At 48.4% G+C, this 15,801-nt stretch carries 14 protein-coding genes; 8 read left to right on the top strand and 6 right to left on the bottom strand.

What is annotated here, in order from left to right; genetic code table 11:
- The coding region (locus AAGC78_RS11240; RefSeq protein WP_435784175.1) for a cation:proton antiporter at positions 1-378 on the top strand (378 nt) is incomplete at its 5' end.
- Between the two features lie 276 nt (positions 379-654).
- The gene (locus tag AAGC78_RS11235; RefSeq protein ID WP_435784174.1) at positions 655-2,067 is read left to right on the top strand and encodes an MATE family efflux transporter; all 1,413 of its coding nucleotides are present in this window, start codon (positions 655-657) and stop codon (positions 2,065-2,067) included.
- A 71-nt stretch (positions 2,068-2,138) separates the two neighbouring features.
- On the opposite strand, the gene AAGC78_RS11230 is transcribed toward AAGC78_RS11235, so the two are convergent.
- The 4 genes from AAGC78_RS11230 to AAGC78_RS11215 form a co-directional block, all read right to left on the bottom strand.
- The gene (locus AAGC78_RS11230; protein WP_435784173.1) at positions 2,139-4,007 is read right to left on the bottom strand and encodes a M2 family metallopeptidase; all 1,869 of its coding nucleotides are present in this window, start codon (positions 4,005-4,007) and stop codon (positions 2,139-2,141) included.
- 60 nt (positions 4,008-4,067) lie between these two features.
- Positions 4,068-5,843 carry a peptide MFS transporter gene (locus tag AAGC78_RS11225; protein ID WP_435784172.1) on the bottom strand — a complete coding sequence of 592 codons (1,776 nt, stop codon included), beginning with the start codon at positions 5,841-5,843 and terminating at the stop codon, positions 4,068-4,070.
- A 111-nt stretch (positions 5,844-5,954) separates the two neighbouring features.
- On the bottom strand, positions 5,955-6,752 hold the full coding sequence (locus AAGC78_RS11220; protein WP_435784171.1) for a TIGR01458 family HAD-type hydrolase: 798 nt from the start codon (positions 6,750-6,752) through the stop codon (positions 5,955-5,957).
- 42 nt (positions 6,753-6,794) lie between these two features.
- Complete coding sequence (locus AAGC78_RS11215; protein ID WP_435784170.1) at positions 6,795-7,691, bottom strand: LysR family transcriptional regulator; 897 nt, start codon at positions 7,689-7,691, stop codon at positions 6,795-6,797.
- A 122-nt stretch (positions 7,692-7,813) separates the two neighbouring features.
- Between AAGC78_RS11215 and AAGC78_RS11210 the strand changes: the two genes are divergently transcribed.
- From AAGC78_RS11210 to AAGC78_RS11200, 3 genes are all read left to right on the top strand, one after another.
- Entirely contained in the window at positions 7,814-8,425 is a 612-nt protein-coding gene (locus tag AAGC78_RS11210) for an NAD(P)-dependent oxidoreductase (protein WP_435784169.1), read from the top strand.
- 116 nt (positions 8,426-8,541) lie between these two features.
- Positions 8,542-8,775, top strand: a complete 234-nt coding sequence (locus AAGC78_RS11205; protein WP_435784168.1) for an AbrB/MazE/SpoVT family DNA-binding domain-containing protein — start codon at positions 8,542-8,544, stop codon at positions 8,773-8,775.
- Positions 8,775-9,167, top strand: a complete 393-nt coding sequence (locus AAGC78_RS11200; RefSeq protein WP_435784167.1) for a PIN domain-containing protein — start codon at positions 8,775-8,777, stop codon at positions 9,165-9,167. Before AAGC78_RS11205 ends, AAGC78_RS11200 begins: the two co-directional genes overlap by 1 nt.
- Before the next feature lie 9 nt (positions 9,168-9,176).
- Here the strand turns inward: AAGC78_RS11200 and AAGC78_RS11195 are convergent, their stop codons facing one another.
- Positions 9,177-9,743 (bottom strand): TetR/AcrR family transcriptional regulator, encoded by a 567-nt coding sequence (locus tag AAGC78_RS11195; RefSeq protein ID WP_435784166.1) that lies wholly within the window; start codon positions 9,741-9,743, stop codon positions 9,177-9,179.
- A 134-nt stretch (positions 9,744-9,877) separates the two neighbouring features.
- Here AAGC78_RS11195 and fabF point away from each other — a divergent pair, with 134 nt between their 5' ends.
- Together fabF and hisC are read left to right on the top strand one after the other, a co-directional pair.
- Positions 9,878-11,152, top strand: coding sequence for a beta-ketoacyl-ACP synthase II (gene fabF, locus AAGC78_RS11190; protein ID WP_435784165.1), 1,275 nt, complete (start codon positions 9,878-9,880; stop codon positions 11,150-11,152).
- 62 nt (positions 11,153-11,214) lie between these two features.
- Positions 11,215-12,267 carry a histidinol-phosphate transaminase gene (gene hisC, locus AAGC78_RS11185; RefSeq protein WP_435784164.1) on the top strand — a complete coding sequence of 351 codons (1,053 nt, stop codon included), beginning with the start codon at positions 11,215-11,217 and terminating at the stop codon, positions 12,265-12,267.
- A gap of 78 nt (positions 12,268-12,345) precedes the next feature.
- Here the strand turns inward: hisC and AAGC78_RS11180 are convergent, their stop codons facing one another.
- The gene (locus AAGC78_RS11180) at positions 12,346-12,999 is read right to left on the bottom strand and encodes an STAS domain-containing protein (RefSeq protein ID WP_435784163.1); all 654 of its coding nucleotides are present in this window, start codon (positions 12,997-12,999) and stop codon (positions 12,346-12,348) included.
- Between the two features lie 465 nt (positions 13,000-13,464).
- Here AAGC78_RS11180 and AAGC78_RS11175 point away from each other — a divergent pair, with 465 nt between their 5' ends.
- Positions 13,465-15,783 (top strand): putative bifunctional diguanylate cyclase/phosphodiesterase, encoded by a 2,319-nt coding sequence (locus AAGC78_RS11175; protein WP_435784162.1) that lies wholly within the window; start codon positions 13,465-13,467, stop codon positions 15,781-15,783.
- The last annotated feature ends 18 nt before the right edge of the window (positions 15,784-15,801 follow it).

The following is a 15,801-nucleotide window of genomic DNA, read 5'->3' as shown; positions in this document are numbered from 1 at the left end:
CCACTCTTCTTCGTATTCACCGGTTTGCGCACGCAAATTGGTCTGTTAAACGATCCATACCTCTGGCAAATCACCGCGCTGATTATTTTTGTTGCAGTACTGGGTAAATTTGCAGGCAGTGCGCTGGCAGCCAAATGTGTCGGCCAAAGTTGGAAAGACAGTTTATCCATAGGTGCATTGATGAATACTCGCGGCCTGATGGAATTGGTGGTGTTGAATATCGGTTATGACCTAGGCGTAATCTCCGCCGAAATTTTCGCCATGATGGTAATAATGGCAATCGTAACTACCTGCATGACCGGTCCGGCACTGGATCTCATCAACAGAGTATTTAAAAACAAACCGCAAGAAAAAGTAGCATCTGCAAAATACTCTTAACCGCGTTCCGGGCTGACACCAGCCCGATACCCGGAGCCAAGGAAGGCTCCCCCCTAGTGTTCCCGTTTTACCACCTGCATATTTTTCTTTGCACCCACGTTTCATTATCTGCACCTGATTTTCTTTATCCCTGCCGACAAATTCCGTTAAACTTCACGCCCCGTCGATCTGGTTAGCTCCCAAATTCCATCTACACTGGCAATTGGTTGCAATCACACCAGCGTTACTATTTTGTTAGTCAATGTTTTCGCTTATGTCACTCGTTTTGGAAATCCCGTGGAACCGCTAAATTCGTCCCAACCGCAAACCCTCCCCGACCATAACCGCAGTCTGGTTGTACGCACATTCCACGAGTGGAAACAGCTCGCAATTCTCGGCGCGCCGGTATTAGTTGCCCAATTAGCGCAAATGGCTAACGGCGTGGTGGATACCATGATGGCCGGCCATGCCAGCGCAAAAGATTTGGCGGGTGTCGGCATTGGCACCAGCTTGTGGGTGCCGATCCTGTTATTTTTTACCGGCACACTCAACGCGCTACAGCCAATTATTTCCGGCCATCGCGGCGCTGAGCAGTGGAACCGGATTATGCCAGCTACTTGGCAGGGGCTTTATATTGCCGGTGTGGCGTCGCTGTTGATGATTTTGGTATTGATCAATCTCGAACCCGTATTGCGATTGTTGCAACTCGACGATGAAACCACCGCGATTGCACAAGGTTATCTCGACGCATTTTCATGGGGTGTACCCGCACTTTTATTATTAAATGCGTTGCGCGGTTTAACCGATGGCCTCGGCCGCACGCGGGTGATCATGGTGTTTTTCCTGATCAGCGCAATCATCAACTTGCCGCTAAATTATTTATTTATCTACGGATTTACCTTTGCAGGTTTGACGCTCGACCCAATGGGTGGAATCGGCTGCGGCTGGGCCACCAGTATTGCCAACTGGATTGCCGCGCTTGCATTGCTATTGTATTTAAACCGCAGTCAACATTACAAAGCCTTCCATTTAATTGGCGATTGGGCCAAACCTGTGTGGAGCGAAATTCACGCAATTCTCAAAGTAGGTTTGCCGATTGGTTTCACCATGTTTGTGGAAGTCAGCATGTTCTGCATGATTGCACTCTTCCTTGCGCCGCTGGGTGCAACCACTGTGGCCGCCCATCAAATCGTATTGAATGCAATTTCCCTCTGCTTCATGGTGCCGTTAAGTTTGGGTATGGCGCTGACTTTGCGCGTAAGCTTTCTGGTCGGCGCAAAAGATCACGATGAAGCGCGTTTACTCGCGCGCAGTTCGCTATTACTCGGGTTATTCATCGCCTGTATTAATGCACCAATATTATTTTTTGGCCGCGATTTTATCGCCAGCCTTTATACATCGGATATTGAAGTGCAAAAAATTGCCGCACAGCTGCTAGTACTGGGCGCAATTTTCCAGATCGCCGACATTATCCAGGTCACTATGATTAATGTATTACGCGGCTACAAGGATACAAAAATCCCGATGCTGATAATGCTGTTATCGTTCTGGGGAATTTGTTTGCCGCTCGGCTATGTACTGACCTTTGAAGACTGGATAATCGACCCCGTTGGTGCACCCGGATTCTGGACAGCATTGATCTTCGGTTTAACCTGTGCCGCGATTATGCTCACCATCAGGATGTTTCGATTTAAAGCGCCGATTCATTAAAAATCACAGATAAAAAAAAGAGTCGCATTTGCGACTCTTTTTTTCAAGCAACTAATTACGCCGAAAGGTATTTACCAACCACACGCCTGCCCTTTGTTTTGCTCATCAAGCCAGGTTTTTAGTGGTGCAAAATAATCCAATATTGCTGATGCATCCATTTCGCGGGTGCCTATAGCCTCTTCCAATACATCCTGCCAGGGCTTGCTGGAACCAGCGGCGAGCAGCGTTTGCAATTTAGCGCCCGCTTCTTTGCTGTTGTAGATAGAACATTCATGCAAAGGGCCTTTGAATCCTGCGGCTTCACACAGTGCTTTGTGGAATTGGAACTGCAAAATGTGGGCGATGAAATAGCGCGTGTAAGGAACATTGGCGGCGATATGGTATTTCGCTCCCGCATCAAAATCATCTTCACTACGCGGCACTGCTGAGCGGACGCCTTGATATTGGTTTACCAATTGCCACCAGGATTTATTGTAATCCTCCGGTTTTATTTTTCCGGAGAATACCTGCCAGCGCCATTGATCGATAATTTTTCCAAAGGGTAAAAATGCAACCTTATCCAGAGCCAATTTCATTTGCTGGTTGATCACCGCTTTCTCATTGTTTTCCACTTTATTAAACAGGCCAATGGTTTTTAAATAACCGGGCGTCATGGACAACACAATGGTATCGCCAATCGCTTCATGGAAACCATCGTTAGCGCCATTTTGAAAAAGATAGGGTTTGTCCTTGTATGCCAAGAAATAATATATGTGGCCCAATTCATGGTGAATCGTTTCAAACTCAACCTCGGTTGGCTCAATACATTCTTTGATACGCACATCATCTTTGGAATCCATTGACCAGGCACTTGCATGGCAAACCACATCGCGGTCACGCGGTTTAGTGAGCATGGATTTTTGCCAAAAACTCGGCGGTAGTGACTGCAAACCTAATGAAGTAAAAAAGTTTTCTGCCGTTTTGGTAATCGCAACAGCATCTTTTTTACTTTTTACCAAAGCTGCAGTGATATCTAGATCGCCCACGCCCGGATAAGGCGTTACCAAATCGTAAATACTGCCCCATTGCTGGCTCCACATATTGCCGAGCAAATGTGCGGGAATGGGTTGGTCGAGCGGTACTTTGTCTTTGCCGTAATGTTTGGCAAGATCAGTACGCACTTTGCACTGCAAGGATTTATAGAGCGGCTCTACTTGCGTCCATAAGCGCTCCACTTCTGCTTCAAATTTGGCAGAAGGCATATCGTATCCGGATTTCCAGGAAGCACCGAGATCACTAAAACCATATGCACGCGCACCAGCGTTTGCGATCTCAACATAGCGCACATAATCTTTTTTATAGGATGGTGCTACAGTGCGCCATCCCGTCCAGGCATCAAGCAGCTCATCGTAATTACGGCTCTTAACTAACACATCGGATAATTGATTTAAGTCGCGGCACTCTTGCTCAGTGGCCTTACCTTTTTTAGGTGTGCAATATTTTCCCGCGCCGTAAACCCCTTCCATATTAGTGCCCAATTGCGCAAGTTCAGCGCGTTCAGCTTGTGTATCCGGCGGCAGCAACACTTTTCCCAAGGTTAAGTTTGCGTAAGCTTTTGCCGTTGGTGCAGACATGGGCTGGTCTTTGTAGTTGCGCGCTTCGGCAAGAACCTGCTTTTCAAATTCCATTAGCCGCTCATTGGCTTTGGACGCCAGAAAAGCGGTATCGTCATTGATGTAAGTAACATAGGCCCATTGCGCCGCGTTAATTTCGCGCGACACTTCCAGATAGCGCTCACTGGTGTCGGCAATAAATGTATCTACCGATTTATTATCAGTACTGACATCCAGATGTTCGTCCTTTTTTGTTGATGAAGACGGCTGACAAGACGCTAGAAAAATGCAGGACGCTAAAACCGCCGTTGTATGCAGAGCAAAAACCCGACGTGTTTTTTTTATCATCGTATTCTTTATCATTGCTTTTTTTATCATAAGAAAGTTTCCATTTTATGAATAGTTGAATTAGTGGATTCCTGCCATGCCGCGTTTCAGCAGCGGAGAAATGACCAATAAAAACAGTCCGAATCCAACACCCAATATCGCGAGATATTCAAATAACCCGGTGTAAGTGACGAGCATGGCGGCCACGTCGGATTTTGCCGAGGTATCAACCGAGGCCAATTTGGCTAAGCGTGTCGCAAGGGTTTCTGAAAGTGCAGTCGCCACAAACCAGGTGCCCATACTCACCCCAACTACGCGGGGAATGGATAATTTGGTTACGGCAGATAAGCCAATCGGTGATAAACACAATTCGCCGGTGCTATGGCAAAAATACGCCAGCACAAACCAGAGTGTTGCAACCTTGCCAATGTCATTGGGAAATTGCGCACCGAGTACCAACGCACCAAAACCCAAGCCAGCGAGAATAGTGCCTATCGCAAATTTTACTGGCGTAGAAGGATTGAGCCCGCGCGAATCCAACCAAGGCCACAGCAGCGCAAAGGGAACGGCGAGTAACATAATGAAAGCAGGATTCAGCGCAGCAAATTGACTCGCGCCTATAGTTAAACCGAATACATCGCGATCCAATACACGATCAGCAAACAACGTCATTGATGCGGCAGATTGTTCAAACAGCGACCAGAAAACAATGGTGGACACAATCAATACCATCAACACTAATGTGCGCGTAAATTCCACACTGCGATGACGGGCAAAGCCGTAAAAAATAAATACCAATAACGAAATTAATGCGGCGTACAACCAATATTCAGTTGCATCATCGGAAACCTGGAACACATGGTTTTGGGTAAGCACGCTACCAATGCCAATAAAAATAACCGTCGCGGTCAAAATATATAATGATTTTTTAGACTGCCAGGGATTGGGGTGAATCATCGCGTAGGCAAGTATGCCCACGATACCTAACAGCAAGAAAATATTTTGCGTGATATGCACAACCGGTTCACTTTGCACCAGCCACCAAATCAGTGGCAACGCTGCGATACTACCGATATAAATCCACCACTCTTGTTTGATTCCCGCGAGTTTTGTCGCTAACCACTCGGGGTTCGGCGATTCAGCGTAACCTTTTAAATATCGCTGCCCAAGCAAAAAGGTAATCAAACCAAGAATCATCCCGATACCCGCCAAACCAAATCCGTATTTCCAACCGTAGGTTTCGCCCAGCCAACCACACACTAATGTCGCCACCAGCGCACCAACATTAATGCCCATATAAAAAAGAGTGAAACCGGAATCGCGGCGCGGATCATTTTCAGGATAAAGTTTGCCGACAATCACTGAAATATTCGGTTTTAAAAACCCAACACCAATCACAATAAAAGCAATCGCGGTATAAAACACATTGAGCGCTGCGGTATCTTGTTTGGTAATTTCATTCGCGAGCACAGTTCCCGCTGCAAATACTTCACCGGTTGCCAGCGTCAGGGACTCAGTCAACACAGTACCTACTGGGTAATACACCGCTTGCTGGCCTTCAAATGCCATTAAAAAATGGCCGATCACTAACAAGATGCCACCGAATAAAACCGCGCGACGCGTCCCCAGATAACGGTCGGCGATCAATCCCCCAATAACCGGTAAGGCATACACCAAACCGGCATAGGCACCGAGAATATCCAGACCATGATTATCGGAAAATAAATGATATTTAGTGAGGTACAGCAGCAGGATAAATTTCATCCCGTAAAATGAAAACCGCTCCCACATTTCGGTCGCGAAACAAATATAGAGGCCTTTAGGATGGCCGAGGAAATCACTATTAGTATTATTCATAATTCATCGATTTTTTTAATTATTGACATGGAGAAAGTGCCCAAAGGATATCGCACTACTTCCGCTTGAAAAATCCACGCATCATTTATGCATCGCACACATTTGTATGTATTAGTGCAATACGTTAGTCAGTGCTGCTGGTAAATCAGCAATCGACTCCAACACTGCATCGGGTTTCACCTGCGATTGTTCAAAATACGCCTGGCGAAATTTTCCGGTGCGAACCAAACATCCTTTAAGCCCCATCAATTGCGCGCCGCCAACATCACTGTCGATATCATCACCCACCATCAACGCATCCTGCGCCTCCACTCCAGCAGAGTCCAATACCCGCTGGTAAAAATCGCGATTGGGTTTTCCCATAACGCGCGCGGTTTTGCTGCTCACATATTCAAGGCCTGCAACAAAAAATCCAATATCCGCTTTTAATCCATCACTCGTTTGCCAAAAGCGGCCTTTGTGCAACGCAATTAATTCCGCACCGCTGTGCATTACATTAAATAATTGATTGATCAGCTGCAAATCCCACTGTTCGCCTATATCGCCTAACACAACATAATCGGGACGCTCTTCATCCCAAGCGAATTCTTTAAAGTCCGGTTTTATCGCCTCTGCAACCAGCGGCCATATACGCAGCGGGCGATCAGTATTTTTTTGCAGTTCTTGCAATTCCAATTTTGCGGCAATAGGTGCACTGATTAATTCATCTGAATCCAGTTGAAAACCCATAGTGCGTAATTGCGCGACTAATTCGTGTTGCGAACGCGTTGTAGTATTAGTGATAAAACGCACTTCAATACCGCGCTCACGCAGCTGCGCGAGGCTCGCAATTGCGCCCGGCAAAGCCTGGTTACCAACATACAGTGTTCCATCAAGATCAAGCAGGATCAGTTGCGGAAAATGCAGCATTGTTTATCTCCTTCAACATAACGGCCATTCAGATCCGACATGTCAACTATAGCGTTGTTTCAACGCTTCAATAAAAACACTCACTTTTTGCGACCGCTGTATCAATGCGGGAAACACTGCGTAAATTCCGCCGCCAGGTAAGGACCATTCAGGCAATAAACGCACCAGCCTGCCCTCGGCGATATCTTTTTTTACCGAATAATCCGGCAGCACTGCAATTCCGGCGCCCGCCAGCACGGCGGATTGAACTGCGAGCGAGGTATTGGTCATGATCGACGAATGGAAACGCAGTGTGACCGAAGCAAAATTATTGCGTGTAAATGTCCAGTACAAAGGATTGGGAAGTACGCTTAAACCCACAAAAGGATAGACATCCAATTGCTCCGGCGATTCCGGTAAATCACCCGCAAAAAAATCGGCTGAAGCCACCAAGAACTCTTCAAACGGTGCAATCAACGCAGCCTTGTGGCTTGAGTCCGCGAGGCGACCAATACGGATTGACACATCAATCCCTTCGGCAACCATGTCGATGCGGTGGTCATTGGCAATGATGTCGATATGCAATTCCGGATGCTCTTTATTGAGCTGCACCGCCAAAGGCGCAATCACCGAGGCACCATAATCAATCGATGCAGCGATGCGCAGTTTGCCGCGCAGCTGACGCGTATTGCTGTTGGCTTGGGTGATGGCAAGCTCGGTGTCGCGCAGGATTTTTTGGCAGGCCTCATAAAATCCGCTGCCCGCTTCGGTGAGGTGCAAACGGCGCGTGGTGCGCACCAGCAGATTGCTGCCGATCTCCGCCTCCAGCTTTTGCATATGCGCGCTGACCATGGTTTTGGCCAACCCAAGGCGCTTGGCAGCGGCGGTTATCGAGCCGGTCTCAACAACTGCTGCAAACACCACCAGCCGATTGAGATTGATATCAAACAGGTTAGCCATAGCTATTGTCCATTTTAGATGAACTCAGAATGAAGATAAGACCATCTTATCAGCACAATAAAGCCATCGCATACTGGCCTCATTGAAACCCAATCCCATTTCATTAACGCGAGGAATAGATCATGAAAGTTGCATTAATCGGCGCTAGCGGCTTTATCGGCCAACACATTTTGGCGGAAGCGACCAACCGTAAACACCAAGTTACCGCGTTGGTGCGCGATACCAGCAAAGTGGCCGCACACCCACAAGTCACCAGCAAAGCATTGGATGTTCACAACGCTGCACAAGTTACTGCTGCACTGGTTGGGCATGACGCTGCGATTATTTCCCTGCATCACAACGGGCTAGACCTGCAAGCCTTGATCAATGCTGTGAAAGCCTCGGGTGTACCGCGTCTAATCGTCGTCGGCGGTGCAGGTAGTTTGGAAGTCGCACCGGGCGTGCAAGTGGTCGATACTCCGGAATTCCCCGCCGAGTGGAAGCCAATCGCATTGGCAGCGCGTGAGTTTCTGAATTTATTGCGTGCAGAGAAAGTATTGGATTGGACTTATCTTTCACCATCCGCCTTTATTGAGCCAGGTGAACGCACCGGTAAATTCCGCTTGGGCAAAGACCAGCTATTGGTGAACGAACAAGGCGAGAGCCGGATTTCAAATCAGGATTTTGCGATTGCATTGATTGATGAACTGGAAACCCCAACGCATTCGCAACAGCGTTTTACGGTGGGTTACTAAGGTGTAACAACCAAAGACACAGATATTGTTGATTGCACCTTCACCCCCAAATGCTATACCTTACTCAAAGTAAGGTATAGCCTATTGGTAAGGCGTACAAAACGAAGAGGCAATTTATGACAACAGCAACATTAACCAGCAAATGGCAAATTACTATTCCATCGGCCATCAGATCAGAGCTACATGTAGGAGCTGGTGATCGGTTGGAATTCATCAAAATTGGTGAGGGGCGCTTTGAAATTATCGCGGCTAACAAAGATGTCACCAGTATCAAAGGCATTGTTAAAGCGCAAAAACCGGTTTCACTAGAGGCGATGGATGCAGCAATTAAAAGCAAGGTAAGCAAATAATGATCGGACTGGATACCAATGTTGTTATTCGTTATTTGACGCAGGACGATGCCAAACAATCAGCCATTGCTAATCGAATTATTGAACAAGAGCTTAACGAAAAAAATCAGGGCTATATTACATTAATCTCTCTGATAGAAATTACGTGGGTATTGGAATCTTGTTACGAACAGACAAAAGACGATGTTATCAACGTACTTGATTCCCTGCTCACGATTAAACAAATTACCATTGAAAAGACAGACCTTGTTTATCTCGCACTAAAACGCTTCCGCTCTGGCAACGCTGATTTTAGCGATGCATTGATCGCACTGGTCTGTGAAAACGCAGGCTGCAAACGCGTAGTCAGCTTCGATAAAAAAGCAGCAACAGTTGGTATGGAAAAAATATAACCAACACTCCTAATGCAGCTTTTTATTTACCAGCTGCAATATTTCTTCTGACAGTTTTGGATCATCTACCGCGCGGGCAATCACTTGTGCGCCGACTAAAGTAGCCAATGTTAGTAATGCTTGTTCGCGTTTTGCAGCTTCAGTTTTAGTGGCTGGGAGTAAATTCATCATAGCGCTCAGCAGGCGATTAAAACTCTGGGTAAACGCCTGTTTGATTGCGGGGGATTGACGCGCCGCATCTGCACCTAACGCCGCCATCAAGCAACCACTGCCGGGATTATCGCGATGCTCGGTCGATAAATAGCGTGCGATAAACGCTTTGTATTTCGATCCTCTTACTGTTGCTCGTGCCGCCTGCCCTTGCTCCAATAATTCATCTACCGCATAAGCACAGGTCTGCGCCATTAAATCTTCTTTGGATGCGAAATGGCCGTAAAAGCCGCCGTGGGTTAAGCCTACTTTTTTCATCAGGTCGGCTATGCCGATACCGTCAAAACCCCGCTCGCGAAATAATTGCGCTGCGGTGTGCAAAATTTTTCCGCGATTTTCTGCTGCTTGCTCTCTGCTTACTCTCATCGTTATTTCCGCCTGCGAGTCGATAATCGATACAAATGTCATATGGCTATGACGAAATAGTGTTTGACAGTATACATGATACCCATCATATAATCTTATACATTATGACCATCATGTAAAACCCGGAGCATCCAATGAGCGCGCAGACACGTATTGTTATCACCGGCATGGGCATCACCTCGCCGCTTGGTTGCGGCATAAAGCCTGTATGGCAGCGGCTGTTGGCGGGGCAATCAGGTTTGCGTCGTTTGCCGGATGAAATCGTTAGCGACCTGCCCGCAAAAGTGGGCGGTGTAGTCCCCTCGCTTGAAGAAGATGCAGAAGCAGGCTTGAATCCGGACGCGGTTGTCAGCACCAAAGACCAACGCAAAATGGATCGCTTTATTTTGCTCGCGCTCGCCGCCACCGATGAAGCTTTACAACAAGCGCAATGGCAACCAACAACGGCCGAACAACAAGAGCGTACAGCAACGATTATCGCCTCGGGTGTAGGTGGATTCCCTGCGATTGCCGAGGCGGTACGTACTGCCGATGAACGCGGCACGCGCAAATTATCGCCCTTCACTATTCCCTCGTTTCTGGTCAACCTGGCGGCGGGACATGTCTCGATTAAATACGGATTTAAAGGGCCCTTAGGCGCACCCGTAACTGCTTGTGCGGCCGGAGTACAAGCCATTGGCGATGCCGCGCGCATGATCCGCGCCGGCGAAGTGGATGTTGCGATTTGCGGCGGTGCCGAAGCTTGTATCCACACCGTAAGTCTCGGCGGATTTGCGGCAGCGCGCGCGCTATCATCTGAATTTAATGACGCGCCGACCAAAGCATCGCGCCCGTTTGATCGCGACCGCGATGGTTTTGTAATGGGCGAAGGTGCGGGCATTTTGGTGATTGAATCGCTTGAACATGCACTCGCTCGCGGCGCGCAACCGATTGCCGAAATTGTCGGCTACGGCACCAGCGCTGATGCTTATCACCTGACCTCCGGCCCGGAAGACGGCGACGGAGCAAAACGCGCGATGGAATTGGCCATCAAACAAGCAGGTATTACCCCCACCCAAATCCAACATTTAAACGCACACGCCACCTCAACTCCGGTTGGTGACAAAGGCGAACTTGCTGCGATAAAACGCGTGTTTGGCACAAACAATACGATCGCAGTGACCTCCACCAAATCGGCTACCGGCCATTTGCTGGGAGCTGCGGGCGGTATTGAAACAATTTTCACCGCGCTGGCATTGCGCGACCAAATCATCCCGCCCACGTTAAACCTGGAGCATCCCGACGAAGCGGCAGCGGGCGTGGATATCGTCAGCAGCGAAGCGCGTGCTACCGCTATCGAATACGCTATTTCCAACGGCTTTGGATTTGGCGGGGTAAACGCGAGCATTCTGTTAAAACGCTGGGTGTGAGCCGCACGCCTCAACGCGTATACTGCGCATTCTTTTTTTGCTGCAACAGTTGAGGAGCAAGCATGTCGAAGTTTTGGAGTCAGGTGGTGCGCGAACTGGAGCCTTATGTGCCCGGTGAGCAGCCGCAAATTGATGGTCTAATTAAGTTGAACACTAACGAGAGCCCCTACCCGCCCTCGCCAAAAGTGATCGACCTGATGACCCATGACGCCATCGACCGCTTGCGCCTCTACCCCGACCCTAACTCCAAAAAGCTGAAAAATACCATCGCTGGCTATTACGGCGTAACGGCGGAACAAGTGTTTGTCGGCAATGGCTCGGATGAAGTTCTGGGGCTGTTATTTATGGCGTTTTTCCAGCAGGAAAAGCCGCTGCTGTTCCCGGATATCAGTTACAGTTTTTATCCGGTGTATTGCAAATTATTCGGTATCGAAGCGCAGACAATTCCACTGCGCGATGATTACACCATTAACTTCGCTGACTATGCGCGTGCGAATGGCGGAATTATTTTCCCTAATCCGAATGCACCTACCGCGATTGGAATTGCGTTAGCTGAAATCGAAGCATTGCTACAAAGCAATACTGAATCGGTTGTAGTAGTCGATGAAGCTTACGTGGATTTCGGTGCGGAAACGGCGATCAAGTTAGTGGATAAATATCCAAACCTGTTGGTAGTGCAAACCCTGTCCAAATCGCGCTCGCTCGCGGGTATGCGTGTTGGTTTTGCCGTTGGCCACAAAGATTTGATCGATGCATTGGATCGCGTGAAAAATTCCTTCAACTCTTATCCGCTTGATCGTCTGGCTGAAGCAGCAACTGTCGTTGCGTTTGAAGATGATGCTTACTTCAAAAGCTGCCGCGATAAAATTATCGCCACGCGCGAGTGGACGGTGAGCGAATTGGAAAAACTCGGCTTCAAGATATTGCCATCGCAAGCGAACTTTGTATTCGCCGAACCTGTCGGTAAAAATGCGGCAGACGTTGCGCAGTACTTGCGCGATCACAAAATTCTGGTGCGCTACTTTAACAAGCCGCGCATCAACCAATTCTTGCGCATTACCATAGGTACTGATGAGCAAATGCAAGCGATGATCGATGCACTCAAAGCCCTGTAATTTGCATTAAATCCCGCCTAATAAAAAAGCCCGAGCATATCGGGCTTTTTTGTTGCTCTTATCCAGCTGAATCCTGTTTTACTTCGTAGTGGAGATCTGGGTAGTCTCAATCACAAAATATTTATCCATGCCGCTCCACTCCAACAGCTGGGCAACCTCTTTGTTGCAGTTGCATAATTTGATGGCATCGCGCGACGAACCTTTACGCTCTTTGAATAACAGCAGCATACCCAGGCCAGTCAAACTCAAGGTTGGCGTCTCGTTGAGATTAAACTCGAACTCTTTGATATTCGCCGCCTCGGGATCATTCAACAAACGCGTCCATTCTTTACGCAAATCGTTATCGATATTGCCATAAACACTCACGCGCATACCGCGACCATTATTGATTGCCACCCAATCCATACCTGCTGAATCAGAAAAGGTAACCGCGTTTGATACAACTGCTTTTTTCGGTGCGATAGTTTTTGCTGGAGGGAGGCTTTTACCCCCTGCTTTGATGGGTACTTGCCCTTTGGGTACAGAAACGGATGCACGGGCAACAACTTCAGCAGGTTTGGGTTGGGATTTATCATTCCACCCTTTTGGAACAACATCGTCCCAACTACTTTCCACTTTGCCATCACCCACAACGTCGTCAATCACACGGCCACTCATTCGCTTAGTGCGCGCCTGCTCATCATCGGCGCGAACAACCTTGCGTTCACCCACGAAAGGAACATGATGGCGCATTCAAGACTCCTGACAATTGCCGTTGGTCGTTAACATAATTTTAGTTCAGCACTTCGCAAAAGCGAGTTGCAGATCGCGCCGCTAAAGCCAAGCCACAAGCCGCTGCACCTCACGCGCGTTTTTTACTCACTCTTATGAAAACATATTATTGGCACACTTTTCATCTTTTGCACAAAATGCCGCCCTGTTTGGGAATTTTGGAAACACTAAAACACCTACTACAGCTCAAGTGCCCCTCTTGTTTGAGGGATCTTCATAGTTTCCCTGTTTAATTATCATAAAAAGAATCGCCAATAAGCTTTTTTGTTGTAAAGTGCTGATTCGATGTAGAAATTTGGGAAATGTAGGCCCCGGAAGAGCGGCCAGAGAGTAGATTTTTAGTGATAGTGGCCCACCGCCGTTAATGAGGAAGATTCAGAGGCAGGGCGCACTAAATGGCGATACGATTACCCAAATTGAGCGATTATGCAAAATAGTGAAGCGGGGCAGTCCAAGAATACTGCCATAGAATTAATCAAAAAGTTCCAGCAACTTTTTACCGATTTGAATCACAAACAAATTGCCGAGCGGCTGGTGAAATTGGTTATTGCCAAGAAGACCATTAGCCGCGCGGTGCTCATTGTTGAGCGCGATAGCCATCTCTATGTTGAGGCCATTGCCTCTTCCGGCTCAGGCGAACCCATGGTCAACGGCGTCGCCACCTCCCTCAGCCGATTGAATTATTTACCGCACCAATATATCCATCAGGTTTTCGATTCTGGTCGCGCATGCGCGCTTGACCAACAAACCATCAGCAAACTCGGCGCGCTCTTTATCCAGAAAGGCACCCACTCCTGTTTTTTACATCCCATCCAGGAAAAAAACAAAACCATCGCCGTGTTCTACATGGAATCCGCCGAAGAATTACCTGCGCTGCAAAAAGCCGTAAGTGAATTGGATACCGTCTGGACGTTCAGCTCTTTGCTCGTTCGCCAGGTTATCGACATGTGGCACCACGAGGAGCAAGCCGAACGCTTTCGCCTCGCCGAGCAAGCACTTTGGGCGAGCGAAACTTATCTCAATGCGATCCTGCGTTATTCCCCTGCACTGATTTCAGTTAAAGATCTGGACGGCAACGTCGTACTCGCCAGCGAACACTTCAAACAAATGGCGAATATTGATGAGTCAGGATTCGTCGGCAAAAACGTATTTGATGTCTACCCCAAAGACGTGGCCCAATCCATGTGGGAGATTGATGCCGCCGCCAAAACCAAACAACAGACCTACGAAGTCGAACTGGATTTGATGCACAAAGACGGCAGCCAGCACACCTATTTGATGGTGAAGTTTCCGCTGCGCAGCAAAGAAAATAATGTGTTTGGTGTGTGTACCATCGGCACCGATATTTCCGAGCGCAAACTCGCAGAGAACGCATTACGTGAGCAGCAATCGCGCCTCAATTACATGGCCTTCCACGACTCGCTCACGTCACTCCCGAACCGCTCACTGTTTTACGACCGCATCTATCACGGCCTTGCGCGCGCGCGTCGCGCCAATTCCAAAGTGGCGTTGATGCTGCTCGATATCGACCGCTTTAAAAATATCAACGACAGCCTCGGGCACGACGCTGGTGATATTTTGCTGAAAGCCATCGCCATGCGCCTTAACGAAGGTGTGCGCGATATGGATACAGTGGCGCGCTTGGGTGGCGACGAATTTGTAGTGGTACTTGAAGGTATTCACGATCTCGACGATGTGGTTTTTGTCGCAAACAAATTGCTGAGCACACTGTCGCGCCCGCTGGAAATCAGCGGCCACAACATCACCACCACTGTCAGCATCGGCGTTAGTCTATTCCCTGATGATGGTGCAGACACCGACGAATTGTTGAAGAACGCCGACATCGCCATGTACAAAGCGAAAGAGGCCGGTAAAAACAATTGCCAGTTTTACACCAAGGGCATGAATGCGACCGCAGTAAATTATTTGCTGCTGGAAAACGATTTGCGCCGCGCCGTAGAGCAGCAACAGTTAGTGCTTTACTACCAACCGCAAGTCGATTTAAAAACGGGCGAAATGACGGGTGTGGAAGCGCTGGTGCGCTGGCAACATCCCGACCGTGGTTTGGTATCGCCCGCGCATTTTATTCCGCTGGCGGAAGAGACAGGTTTGATTGTGCCAATTGGCGAGTGGGTGCTGCGTGAAGCCTGTCGCCAACAAAAGCTGTGGCTGAATGCAGGCAAGTTTGTAGGCAAGATTGCAGTGAATTTATCACCGCGCCAATTCCATCAGAAAAACTTTCCTGGCAAGGTCGAGGCGATCCTCAACGAAACCGGTTTGGAAGCAAAACATCTGGAACTGGAAATCACCGAAAGTTGCGCCATGGAGCACGCCGGTGAAACCATCAACCAGATGAATCAACTGAATCAGATGGGCATGTTCCTCGCCATCGACGACTTCGGCACCGGCTACTCATCACTCGCCTATTTGCAGCGCTTTCCGATCCAGAAACTCAAAATCGACCGCAGCTTTATCAACGACATCCACGATGACGACAACGATGCGGCTATCGCCAAATCGATCATTGGCCTCGCCCACAACATGCAGATGCGCGTAGTCGCAGAAGGTGTGGAAACCGAGGGGCAAGCGGAGTGGTTGCGCGATAAAGGTTGCGACCAGGCGCAAGGGTTCCTCTACGCCAAGCCCATGACCGCCAAACAATTGGAAAACCATTTCCGTAACGGCAAGTTCTATTTTGATGGCACTGTCGTCAATCTGGAACAGCATATGAAAATGGGGGCTTAAAGCCCCCATTTTTTACTC

Source organism: Cellvibrio sp., from assembly GCF_039207905.1.
GTDB lineage: Bacteria > Pseudomonadota > Gammaproteobacteria > Pseudomonadales > Cellvibrionaceae > Cellvibrio.
This window is presented reverse-complemented; position numbering and strand designations above follow the sequence as displayed.